This is a genomic window from Bradyrhizobium sp. WSM1743 (assembly GCF_000473065.1).
GTDB lineage: Bacteria > Pseudomonadota > Alphaproteobacteria > Rhizobiales > Xanthobacteraceae > Bradyrhizobium.
In genome coordinates this window covers 44952-57112 of sequence record NZ_AXAZ01000040.1, presented here as the reverse complement: position 1 = coordinate 57112, position 12161 = coordinate 44952, and the positions used below count along the sequence as shown (strand labels likewise).

General features: G+C 61.7%; 7 protein-coding genes. 4 read left to right on the top strand and 3 right to left on the bottom strand.

The window, feature by feature from the left end; all coding sequences use genetic code 11:
• The first annotated feature begins 5 nt into the window (after positions 1 to 5).
• Positions 6 to 1112 (top strand): acyltransferase, encoded by a 1107-nt coding sequence (locus YU9_RS0122855; protein WP_027574879.1) that lies wholly within the window; start codon positions 6 to 8, stop codon positions 1110 to 1112.
• Positions 1109 to 2197 (top strand): acyltransferase, encoded by a 1089-nt coding sequence (locus YU9_RS0122850; protein ID WP_027574878.1) that lies wholly within the window; start codon positions 1109 to 1111, stop codon positions 2195 to 2197. Before YU9_RS0122855 ends, YU9_RS0122850 begins: the two co-directional genes overlap by 4 nt.
• 17 nt (positions 2198 to 2214) lie before the next feature.
• Here YU9_RS0122850 and YU9_RS0122845 read toward each other — a convergent pair whose 3' ends face one another.
• Positions 2215 to 3312, bottom strand: a complete 1098-nt coding sequence (locus YU9_RS0122845) for a glycosyltransferase family 4 protein (protein ID WP_245266492.1) — start codon at positions 3310 to 3312, stop codon at positions 2215 to 2217.
• A gap of 282 nt (positions 3313 to 3594) precedes the next feature.
• On the opposite strand from YU9_RS0122845, the gene YU9_RS0122840 reads away from it, so the two are divergent.
• Positions 3595 to 5052, top strand: coding sequence for a lipopolysaccharide biosynthesis protein (locus tag YU9_RS0122840; RefSeq protein WP_027574876.1), 1458 nt, complete (start codon positions 3595 to 3597; stop codon positions 5050 to 5052).
• Between the two features lie 19 nt (positions 5053 to 5071).
• Positions 5072 to 6433: a polysaccharide pyruvyl transferase family protein gene (locus tag YU9_RS0122835; RefSeq protein WP_245266490.1), complete on the top strand. Its 1362-nt coding sequence runs from the start codon at positions 5072 to 5074 to the stop codon at positions 6431 to 6433.
• A 25-nt stretch (positions 6434 to 6458) separates the two neighbouring features.
• Here YU9_RS0122835 and YU9_RS0122830 read toward each other — a convergent pair whose 3' ends face one another.
• Together YU9_RS0122830 and YU9_RS0122825 are read right to left on the bottom strand one after the other, a co-directional pair.
• Positions 6459 to 7586, bottom strand: coding sequence for an acyltransferase (locus YU9_RS0122830; protein ID WP_027574874.1), 1128 nt, complete (start codon positions 7584 to 7586; stop codon positions 6459 to 6461).
• A 246-nt stretch (positions 7587 to 7832) separates the two neighbouring features.
• Positions 7833 to 11741 (bottom strand): RHS repeat protein, encoded by a 3909-nt coding sequence (locus YU9_RS0122825; protein WP_027574873.1) that lies wholly within the window; start codon positions 11739 to 11741, stop codon positions 7833 to 7835.
• Positions 11742 to 12161 lie beyond the last annotated feature (420 nt).

Sequence of the window (12161 nt, the reverse complement as noted above, 5' to 3'; positions counted from 1 at the left end):
GAACGATGCATAGACGGCTCGCATTCATCGATACGTTGCGCGGCATTGCCGTGTTGTCGGTCCTGGTTCAGCATGTATTCGAGGTGATCGTCGAAAAGCACCCGACGGGCGCCTATTATTGGCCCATACATGACGTGTTCGGCTACTACATGAACTTTGGCCGGTTCGGCGTCGTGTTGTTCTTCTTCGTGAGCGGCTTCGTCATTCCATTCAGCTTCCCGGACAGCACCACGCCCGTGCGGGATTTTACGATCAGCCGCTTCTTCCGGCTCTATCCAGCCTACTGGACGTCGCTCCTGGTCGGGCTCGTGACGATGCAACTGCTGGAGTCGAAGATCTATCCGCTGGTGCAGGTCGCCGCGAACGTGACGATGTTGCAGACTTTCGTGAACGTCCCGAACCTCTGGGTGTTCTACTGGACGCTGGCGATCGAGCTGCTGTTCTACGTCGGATGCACGATTCTCTTTGCGATGGGGCTGCTGAACCAGCGTTTCACAGCAGTGACGATTGTCGTTGCGGCCGCGCTGGTCGGGACCACCGCTGCGCTCCTGGTCGAGAACAGGACAGTCTCCTCGGTGATGGAGGTCGGGTTGAACCTGTCGGCCATGTTCCTGGGCAAGATCATCCGCGACACCGTCATCGGCGGCAAGCTGCGATGGACCCATGTGGCCGTCTGCACGCTTTTGTATGCGATCTTCGCCGTCACGCTGTCCGACCGGCGTTTCGGAGGCGTGTACCACGAGAATTTCTTCTATAGCTATTCGATCGGATCGGCCTATGTCGGCGCGGCGCTGGTCTTCATCGCCTTTGCCGTGTTCGGAGAGCGAATGGCGTGGCGCCCGATGGCGTTCGTCGGCGTGATCAGCTATTCGGTCTACCTGATGTCGCCGTTCGTGATCGTCGCGATCCATCGCCTCTTTTGGTTCGGCGACGGGCCGCTGGGATGGTCGATCTTCATGGTCGTGATCCTGGCGTTGTCGATCCTGGTCAGCTGGATGACCTACGCCTTCGTCGAGAAGCCCTGCATTTCCTTCGGGCAAAGGTTCCGCTCGGCGCGAAGAAAGCCGGTCGTTCTCGAGCCCGCCCTCAGCACGCAGGGTGCCGCAGAGTGATCAAGACACCGCACCAGCCGGGCGCCGCCTTTGATGGATCGTTCGTTCCTTCGGTCCAGGGCCTTCGCGGCATCGCGGCGCTGAGCGTGCTGATGGACCATTTCTACGACATGCCGAAGGGAGGCATGTACGACATTCCAGATCCCGGCTTCCTGCCGCCGCTCTGGTCCTGGCTGCAATCGGTGATCAATGTCGGCGGGCACGGCGTCGAGCTGTTCTTCATGATCAGCGGCTTTCTGATCCCGGCGAGCCTGGTGCGGCACGGTTCGTTGTCGCGGTTCTTCTTCGACCGCGTCCTGCGCATCATGCCGGTATTCGTCGTCCTGCACCTTGCGTTGTTCGCGGTCGGTCCGATCGTGGCCTACAAGTTCTTCCGCGGGGTCGATCTGACCAGCTATCTCGCAATCTTTGCGGCCAATCTGTTCTTCGTGCAGGACGCGCTCGGCCTGCCCATTGCCCAGCAGAATGCCTGGACATTGACCTATGAGTGGGCGTTCTACATCTGGTTTGCGCTGACATTCTCGATGTGGCGCACCGGGGGCAGATTGCTGGCCGCGCCCTTGATCCTGCTGGGCATCGCCTGCCTGATGCATTGGCCGATCACGGCATTCTTCTGCATCGGCATGCTGTTCAGCGCGATCGGATTTCGCATCTCCATTCCCGGACCCGTCGGGCTGCTCGCGGGCCTCGCCTGCGCGGCCGCGCTGTATGCGAGCCTGGTGCTGTTTCACCCGTTCGTGGGGCTCATCCCCGGATTTCTGCTGTTCGGCATGGTGCTTGCCCCGGAATCAGGCTTCGGGAGGGCTCTGAGTACGCCGGCGCTGCAATATGTCGGCAAGATCAGCTACAGCCTCTATCTCGTGCATCCCTTCGTGCTGTTCCCCTTGCAGGTGGTCGGCCTGAAGCTGGTCGCCGTCGGCGTCGACCGCTGGCTGCTGTGGGCCGCCTTCATCGGGCTCGGGCTGGTGATGTCGTTGGTGGCAAGCGCGATCAGCTATGAATTGATCGAGGTCAGGCTGAGACGATTGCTGGACGGTGCAATCCGCAGCCTGTTCTTTCGACCGCAGATCGAGCAATCGGTTTGAGAGGCCGCCTGTCGCGGTCAGCTCACGGTGCGACCGGCGAGCCTGTGATAGGACCCGAGTAGCTGCTCGGCAATGCGGTCCCAGTTCAGGAGGCCGGCTGCAGTCTGCCGTGCGCCTTCGGTCAATGTCGCGGCCAAAGACCTCGAGGTCAGCACGCGCTCCAGCGCGTCGGCCAATGCCGTGGCGTCGCCGGGAGGGACCAGCAGCCCGTTGACGCCGTCGGTCACGACGTCGGGAATGCCGCCGGTGGCGCTGGCGACGACGGGCCGCGAATTGCCATAGGCGGATGCAAGCACGCCGCTCTGTGTTGCATCCTTATAGGGCAGGGCAACCACGGTGGCGGATTGAAACAGTCGTCCGGTGTCGGCAGGCGAAATGTAGGCGTTGATGGTCTTGACCGTTGGCATCGCCTCCATCCGCGCGCCGAGCCGTGTCATCTCGGGGCCGCGGCCGGCGACGATCGCTTCATGCTCCACACCGCGCCGGGCCAATATGTCGATTGCATCGATGAAGACGTCGAGGCCCTTGTAAGCCCACATCCGTCCAAAAAACAGGATCCGTGTGGATTCGGGCGCGGTAGCGGCACGTCCGGCTGGTGGAACCATGAGCACGCCGTGCATGCTGGAGATCGTTTCGCCCTTGAAGTCAGGCGAGGCGCTGCGAAAATCGGCAATACAGCTCTCGCCATGCGTGGTGACGACCGACGCGGCTGCGCGCATGCGCCCGCGCCAGGCATCTTCACGTGGCGAGGTGCCGGAGCCGCCTTCCGAATGCGGAATCGCATCGTGAACCGTCAGCACCAGCGGAATGCCCAGCGGACGGAACAGCTGGATCAGCTTGGACGTGTAAATCTCTGGAACCTCGTGACAGTGAATCACGTCCGGACGAAACGATATTATGTCCAGGAACGATGCGGGGATACCGATCGCGCCGCCGCGGCGCAGGCTCAGGTCGCGGATCCGTGTCTCGAACGGCGCCGCCACCGCGATATCGGCCAGTTCCCATTGCTGGTTCGCATCCTTGCGGTTGAGCACGAGGCGGACGTCGCAATGATGCGCCAATCCCGATGCGAGCCGGTAGGAGTATTCCGCAAAATGCGGTGCGTAGATGGCCACACGCAAGCGCCTGGAGCTACGGAGAGAACGCTGAGCGGGCGAATTCATCAAGGCATCCATTTTGCATCACTTCGCAAAGGTTGATGGGAGTGTAGTCCACGATTTGAACTCACTTCCACTCTAAATCGGAATCGTGACGGCACTCATCTGATTGCCATCACTCCGTCGTAATGTAGCGAGCATTCAGTGCTCCGCCGTGATCGGAGATGGTCGCGGCAGCGTCGTGCACGTCGTTTAGTCTGCGATTGTGGTTGGATCTGTCGGAATTGGGTCGATTTGTTGATGAACGCCACGCAAGGCAAACAACATCAGGTCGTGGTCGCCTTGTTCTGGTCGCTTGCACAGAATTGGGGCGGCCGGGCGCTGTCGTTCGTCCTGTTTCTGGTTCTGGCCCGGCTGCTGAATCCCGCGGATTTCGGTCTTGCAGCGCTGGTCGCCTTCATTCTGTTGCTCTTGAGCTCGATCGCGGAGTTCGGCTTCGGTGATGCGTTGATCCAGCGGCGGACGCTGGAGCCTGCCGATATCACGCTGCCCTTCTTCTGCTCCTTTGCAGCTTCGACGGTTCTGGCGGTCCTGATTGCTCTCCTGGCGACGGACATCGAGCATTGGCTTGACGTTAAAGGGCTCGCACCGCTGCTGACGGCCGCGAGCCTCTCGCTCCCGATCGGCACCGCGACCCTGTTCCAGGAGGCGCTTTACAAGCGCCAGATGGATTTTCGTGTGCTCGCGGTCAGGACCATGGTGGCGACGGCCATCTCCGGTCTTGTGGGAATTGCCTGCGCCTATGCCGGGTTCGGCGCGCTCAGCCTCGTGATCCAGGTGGTCGTTCAGAGCGCGGTCAGCGGCTTGTGGCTCTGGAGCCAGCCGCGGTGGCTGCCGATGCGCGGCTACGATTCCGGAAGCTTTCGCGAGCTCTCCGGCTATAGCGTCCATGTCGTGCTGAACAGGCTGCTGGATTTCGCCATCGTTCGCACCATCGACATGATCATCCTGTCGCTTTATGGCGTCGCCGCCCTCGGCATCTACACGGTCGGTGCGCGGGTCTACATCATCCTGATGCAGCTCCTCACCCAGGCGGTCATGGACGTCGCGCTGAGCGCGCTCTCCAAGATCGCACACGAGCGCGACCGCATTGCCGGCGCATACTTGCGCAGCGTCAGTCTCGGCGCGCTGGTCGGCTCTCCCATCTTCGTGTTGCTTGCAGCGATCGCGCCGGAGTTTTCCCTGCTGCTGTTCGGCGCAAAGTGGAGCGGCAGCGAAGCGGTGATGCGGCCGCTGATGCTCATTGGCGCGATCCAGACGGTGCAATTCGTCAACAGCGCCTATTTCGGCGCCTTGGGCAAGCCGAATTACGTCTTTGGGCTGAACATCCTGAAATTCTGCTCGGTCGTGCCCGCAATGTTCCTGCTTCCGTCGCGCGACATTGGCCAGCTGGCGACGATCTTCGCGTTCGCACAGCTCGTGGTGACGCCCGTGACGTTTGCGCTGGCGCTGCGGCTGCTGGGCCTGAGCTGGAGCCAGTTTCTGCGTCCCATCGCAGGCTGCCTTTGCGCCATTGTGCTGGCCTACGGCGCGGTCGTGCTGTGCCGCGAGGCAACGCCGGACATCAACCCGTATTTGCGGATGGGGCTGCTGTCGTCATGTTTCGGCGCGACCTATCTAATGAGCATCTTGCTGTTCTGGCGGAAGCAGCTGTTCTCGCTGATCGATTTCGTCGTGAAGCGCGGTGCGACCGCCTGAGGAAGACGAGGAGGACGACGTGAAGCAATTGATCCCGGTGCCCGTGCGCAGGCAGCTCCGAGGCTGGCTCAACAGCGCGAAGAACACGCCCTTCGCGGTCGATCTCCTCGAGCTGCGCAGGTGGCAGATTGCCCGGAAGGACGTGGGCGTCAATGCGGCACCGCGCAACGATCCGCGCCGGCTCGTGCTGTTGCCGTCGGACCCCTGGAGCATTCATCAGTCACGCGGCGATGAAGCGATGATCGAGGCCGCCGCAGGCGAGATGAAGCGGGTCTATCCCGATCTCGAGATCTACATCGTCACGGCCACCAGCGCGGCGAGCGCGGACGTGCGCGCCATGGGCTTCAAGCCGCTCGAGATCTGGAAGCAGCCGTTTTCCTACGAGACGGTCGCGCAGGAGCTCTCGATCACGCGTCCGGATTTCGGGATGATCCTGGGGGCCGACGTGCTCGACGGCTACTATTCTCCGGTGGATGCTGCACGCATGCTGCTGGTGGCCGACCTGATGGCGGCGTTCGGCGCCAAGATCAGCGTGCTCGGTTTCAGTTTCAACTCGCGTCCCGCGAAGGCGCTGCGCGAGGTGTTCCGGCTGCTCGATCCGGGCGTGGTCCTGAATCTGCGCGATGCGATATCCCTCCAGCGTTTCGACGACTTCGCCCGGAAACGCGCGCGTCTCGTCGCCGACGCAGCGTTCATGCTGACGCCGCGCGCCGACACTGCGGCCGTGAAGCAGATTGCGGCCAAGATCGCGCGCCAGCGCGAGGAGGGCCGCAAGGTTTTCGTCTTCAACATCCACCCGATGCTGTTCAAGAAGCCGGAGCCGGCGAAACTAGAGCGGATGATAGAGCTTGCTTCGGATGCCATGGCGCGCCTGTCACGACAGCATAATGCAAGCTGGTTGCTGCTGGCGCATGATTACCGCCCCGGAATCGCCGACGACAATTGCCTGCGGCCGCTCGCCGCTCGGCTCGAGCCGGCGCTCGGAGAGCACGTCCATCACGTCGAGCAGGTTCTGTCGGCGGGCGAGATCAAGGCCGTTGTCGGGCTGGTCGACGGCGTGATCACCGGCCGCATGCATCTGGCGATTGCGGCGCTCGGGCAGGGCACGCCCGTGGCCGCGATCACCTACCAGGACAAGTTCCAGGGCCTGTTCGCGCATTTCGGCATCAGTGAGCAGCTGTTGCTCTCGCCGGCCCAGTTCCTCGTCGGGGACAGCTTCGAGGCGTTTCTGCTTCAGTTCCTCGGCGCGCACCAAGCCGCCGGCGAGCGGGTCCGTCGGATGCTGCCTGATGTCATGGACTTGTCCCGCGCCAACGTCGCCCCTCTGCTGGACGACAGAGCGATGCGGGTCATGCCGGATGCCGGCGGCAAGGTCGCCTGAGCTCTCCGACGCCTTTCGACAGGCGTCAGTTGACAGCCCGCTCGGTGTTGTCGAAGCGTATGGCGGGTTCGGCTGCGACCGCCTGCGCCTTGCGTGAGGACGCAACGCCAATGTCAGCCCAGCGATTGATGAAGCGCCGCGCGGGATTTTCGAAATAGGCGTAGGTGCGATCTGCGATGATGGTAAGGACCACACAGCATGCCAGGGCGAACAGGCCGAACTGATCCGGGCGCAGCCCGAGCCAGGTCCATAACGGCTTGAACACGGCAATGAGGACCGCATCGTGCAGCATGTAGATCGCGTATGAGGTGTTGCCGAGCCGTCCAAGCAGGCGCGCGCCCGGAAACTCCTTGAAGGCGCTTTCGCCGACCGCGGTGAGCAGGATGGCGCACGAGAACAGCAGAATGGCCAAATCCGGCTTGGCGAAGACGTTGAGGACGAGCACGGAGAGGCCGAACACGCCGATGCCGGCGAAGACGACCGGCTTGTGCCGGTAGGGACCCGACAACCGGAACAGAATGGCGAGCAGGATGCCGTTCAGGAAGCTCGGCAATGCGCGGAGCATGCCGTAGTCGTAATTGGCGCCGTACATTTGCGACCGTTCCTGCCAGATCGGCAAGTGGCCGTGGGCAAGGACCAGATAGAGCACCGCCACGATTGCGCCGAGCACGACTGGCTGGACCTTGCGCGCAAGCAGCATCAAGAGCGGAAAGATCAGATAGCAGAAGAATTCCGCGCTGATCGACCATGACGGCGAGTTGAAGCTGAGATGATCGGTGACGCCCCAGGCCTGGAGCAGCAGGAGGTTATACAGGAAATCCAGCGAGGTTGACCGCGCCGTGCGCTCCAGACCGACGCCGATGAGCACCACGAAGATGAGCAGGCTCAGCAGGTGCAGCGGATAGATCCGGGCGATGCGCCGGATCATGAACCGGGAATAGGCGCGCATGCCGCGCGCGTCGGACGGATAGGAATAGGAGATCACGAAGCCGGACAGGATGAAGAACATGTCCACGAACAGGCCGAAGGACCCGTTCCAGGTCGGCGAAATGCCTTGGTCGATCATCTTGAGATGAAAGATGAAGACACCGAGGGCGGCAACGAAGCGATAAAAGTCGAGGACGACGAAACGTCTTGCTTCACTGGCTTCCATCGGGCGTCGAATTCCTTGCGGCGTTTACTCCTTCTAGGGATCAATTGTGACGCAAGTTCGCTGCGATCGCCGGCCGATGCAGCACGAGCGCGAGATCGGCCAGGTTGAGTTCCCGGACGCCATCTGCTCGCGACGAGAGAATCTTCGTCGATCGAATCGTGCCTTTCGATGAGGCAAGCGCCTAATGAACGGGCCGGGACCTTGGCTGGTCCCGGCCCGCGTTAGATGCTGTCCTGTCCAGTCTACTCAGACGAACAGGAAATCGTGGCTGGTCAGGCTGCTGACATAGACGTTCTTCAGGAGGATCGAGTCGTTGGCCGAGAACGTGATGAGCGCGTTCGTGCCGGACTGCGTCATCTGCAGGTGGCTGTAGTCCGCGGCCAATAGCTTCGAGATCTGGATCACGTCGTGCGTCGTGCTGTCGCCGGCCTGGAAGTTGAGGACCTGGTCCTGGCCATGGTCGTAGGCGATGGTGGTCGAGCTTGGTGCGGCCGAGAACACGTCGTTGCCGGCCCCGCCCTGGATCGTCACGCCGCTCGCGACGGCCGTGACGTTGTGGGTGCCATCGGTCTTGGTCTGATCGAAGAACTGCAGCGCGTTGGCGCTGTTGTAATTCTCGTGCTGCGTCGTGCCGGCCTGTCCGTTGAAGTTGAACAGGAAGACGTCCTTGGTGCCGTCGGCGTTGTTGGCGATCTCCTGGGTCTTGGTCCCGACGCTGTCGTAGATGTCGGTCAGCTTGCTGCCGTCGTCGTGGATGACCTGGGTATAGTCCAGAGTGCCGTCGGCGTGGGTCCGCGTGAGCTCGACCAGCTTGCCCGAGGCGTCGAGGTGCTGATGCTGGGTGGTGTAGGACTGCCCGGTGACGTTGTAGTTCCAGTTGTCCGACGTGCCATCGGCGTTCTTGATATAGGCGGCGGTCTGCACGCCGCCGGTGTAGACGGTCGTGGAGTTGTAACCATCGCTCTTGGTCGTGACCTCGCTGGTGATGACGCCGTTGGCATCGTACCAGTCCGAGGTCTTGGTGCCGTCGGCGCTCTGCACCAGCGTGAAGGCCAGGCTGTCGTCGGCGTGGGTGCGCACGATGTGGGTGAGGAAGCCGGTCGCATCGTACGTGTCGTGCTCGTTGGTGTAGTTCTGGCCCACGACGTTGAACTGGAACACGTCCTTCGAGCCGTCGGCGTGGTAGTCGGTTTCCGTCTTCTTGACGCCGGCCGCGTCGTAGTTGGTGACGACGCTGCTGCCGTCGCTGTTGACGACCTGGGTGTAGTCGAGCGAGTTGTCGGCATGCCAGCGGATCACCTCGGTCGTTTGACCGGATGGATCGAGGTGCTGGTACTGCGTGGTATAGCTCTGACCGGTGATGTTGTAGCTATAGTTGTCGTGACTCATGTCCGCGTTGGTGATGTAAGCCGCGGTCTTCACGCCATTGGTGTACACCGTGGTCGAGCTGTAACCGCTCGCCTTCTGGACGACCTCGCTGGTGAGCACGCCGCTGGCGTCGTACCAGTCCGTCGTCTTGGTCCCATCGCTGCTCTGCACCAGCTTGAACGCCATGCTGCCGTCGGCGTGCTTGCGGATCAGCGTGGTGAGGAAGCCGGACGCGTCGTAGATGTCGTGCTCGGTCGTGTAGGTCTGGCCGGTGATGTTGAAGAGGAAGACGTCCTTGCTGCCGTCGGCGTGCAAGTCGGTTTCCTTGATACGCGTTCCCGCGGCATCGTAGTTGGTGACGACGCTGCTGCCGTCGGCGTTGATGACCTGGGTGTAGTCGAGCGTGCCGTCGGCATGCTTGCGGGTCACGGCCGTGACCTTGCCGGACGGATCGACGTGCTGGATCAGCGTGGTGTAGCTCTGGCCGGTGATGCCATAGGCATAATTGTCCTGGCTGCCATCGGCATTCTTGACATAGGTGTTGGTCTTGACGCCGTTGCTGTAGAGGGTCGTCGAGGTGGTGCCGTCGGCCTTCTGCACCACCTCATTGGTGAGGCTGCCGGCGGCATTGTACCAATCGGTCGTCTTGGTGCCGTCGGGCGTCTGAACCAGCTTGAAGGCGAGGCTGCCGTCGCTGTGCAGGCGCGTCAGGTTGGTGAGGAAGCCGGTCGAATTATAGACGTCGTGCTCGGTCGCGTAGCTCTGGCCCGTGATGTTGTAGGTCCAGACGTCCTTGCTGTGATCGGCATGATAGGTGGTCTCGACCAGCTTGACGCCGGTGGCACTGTAGGTGGTGATCACGCTGCTGCCGTCGCTGTTGTAGACTTGCGTCGAGTCCAGCGAGCCGTCGGCATGGCTGCGGGTCACCGAGGTGATCTTTCCCGTGGGGTCGAGGTGCTGCACCTGCGTGGTGAAGCTCTTCCCCGTGATGTTGTAGGTGTAGTTGTCCTGCGAGCCGTCGGCGTTCTTGACGTAGGCGGCGGTTTTCACGCCGTTCGTATAGAGCGTGGTGGAGTAATAGCCGTCCGTTTTCTGCACGATTTCGCTCAGAAGTGTTCCGGCCGTGTTGTAGGTGTCGGTGGTCCGGGTTCCGTCGGTGCCGATATGAACGAATTTCGTCTTCACGCCGGAGGTGTAGCTGATCAGGTCCTTTGAACCGTCGGTATAGGCGACGGTGGTCGAGGTCGGCTGCCCGCTTGAATTCAGGCCGGTGTCCGACTTCGATAGAAGCGTTCCGCTGGCGTTATATGTCTTGGTGCTGCTCCAGGTCGCGGCCGAGTTCGTCACCGAGAACGAGTATCCGCCCTGGATCTTGGACAGCGCGGTGCCGTAATGGGCGATGATGTAGTCCATCGTCGCCTTCGAAGCGACCGGCAGGACGTGCGAGTCGGTCAGCGTGATGCTCTGCAGCGCCGTCGACTTGCTGAGGTCGGACAGTTGCGGCACGATCTCGGCCGCCGTGCCGCTGACGCTGGTCCGGGTGTCCGGCGGGGTCTGGGTGGTCGCAGGCGCGTCGATCTCGATGATCAGCGGATGATCGCTGACCGGAACGGTGATCGTGCTGACGTCGGTGTAGCTGGCGATCGCCGTGGTTCCCGTCAGCGTGTCGTACACCTTCACCGTATGATGGACGGCGCCGAGGTTCACCGTGACCGTCTGGGCCGCATTGGACACCTCGGTATCAGTCGCATCGTTCCAGAGTTTCGGCTCGGCCCAGACGACGAGCTCGTAGGCGCCGTTGCTCTTGCCGAGCACCATGCTGTTGCCCGAGGCCGGCATGTTGCTCAGGGTGTAGTTCAATGGATCAGTCGGCTGCAGGCCGCCCTTGCCGTCGTCGGCCAGAATGGTCGTCAGATTATGAATCGCCGTCGCGGCAAGCTTCGGCGTGCCGTCGGAGTTGAACAGTCCGAAGTTCGCTTCAGGGTTGGTATTGGCAGCCGACGAGTCGCGGTCGAACAGCTCGTAGAGATAAGTCGAGCTGACGCCGGCCTTGTAGGCGTCGACCAGGGTGTTCAGGATCGATTTGGCCTGCACCGTCTCGTTGACGCCGAGATATTGAGTATTGGCCTGCGTGGTGTAGCCGGTCTCGGTGATGACGATGGGCTTTCCCGGTGCCGCGGTGGAGACGGCGCTCAACGTGGCGGCGAGCGAGCTGCTGGTCGTCAGGCTGGTGCTGACATAGGCATGCGCGTTGGCGTAGTCGACCGAGCCCGACATGTTGCCGAGCTGGCTGTAGCCCTGCGGATCGTTGTAGGCCAGTGACAGATTATAGACGGGGGTGTTGGCGAGCGCGGCGTTGGCATTGACGGCCTGATAGAGCGCGCTCTGGAACTGGGCCGCGGCACTGAGGCTCGAGCTGCCGTTGTAGCTGAAGGGCTGGTGATTGGCCTCGTTGAGACCTTCGATGGCGCTGATGCTGCCCGGATGGCTCGCTGCGAACTTCTCGAGCGAGACGATGTAGTTCTGCAGTCCCGTCGTGCCCGTCTGGGGCAGGGCGGACGACACCAGGAAGTCGAACTTGTAACCGGCAGCGCCGAGGCCGTCGACCACCGGTTGTGCAGACGGGCTGGTTCCCATGGCGTCGCGGAGATGGGTGACGCCAAGGTACTTCAGGTCATCGACCATCAGCGCGAGATTGTTGTATCCGGTCCAACCGAAGCCGGAATGCGTGTTGACTCCGATGGAGTTGATGAAGCCGCTGGCGGACAGGATGGTTTGATCGGACATTGCACACTCGATTTTCAGCGCGAACGAAATTGCTCGCAGGGATTTGCGTTCAACCTTCTCTGTCGAGTGTGAATTTCAGATAAAAATGGAAGCTACAAATCGCGAGCGAAACGGGGTTCCTTGTGCAGGAACAGTCGACTCGCGTTCGCAGCAGAATGATCATGCGATGCCCGTGCAGCATGGCGTGAGGAAGGCGCTTTCAAGATTTTCGTGATTTGCACTGCTGAATGTATGCGCATGCTGTGCGAATTGGATCCATACGACGGGCTTGCGATGGAACGTGCGGCACGCTTGCAGTGCTCGACGTCGGCTAAAGGGCTCTGTCGTGTCCGTAATCCAACGGGGTCCTGATCTGCAGTCCGCAGTTCCTGCACAGGACGTTTGCAGATGCCGTTTCTATGGGCGATTAAGGTGTAGGAA

Excerpts from the sequence above, each read along its gene's own strand:
- YU9_RS0122855 (WP_027574879.1), top strand. The coding sequence starts at position 6 with ATGCATAGACGGCTCGCATTCATCGATACGTTGCGCGGCATTGCCGTG.
- YU9_RS0122840 (WP_027574876.1), top strand. The coding sequence starts at position 3,595 with ATGAACGCCACGCAAGGCAAACAACATCAGGTCGTGGTCGCCTTGTTC.
- YU9_RS0122830 (WP_027574874.1), bottom strand. The coding sequence starts at position 7,586 with ATGGAAGCCAGTGAAGCAAGACGTTTCGTCGTCCTCGACTTTTATCGC.
- YU9_RS0122825 (WP_027574873.1), bottom strand. The coding sequence starts at position 11,741 with ATGTCCGATCAAACCATCCTGTCCGCCAGCGGCTTCATCAACTCCATC.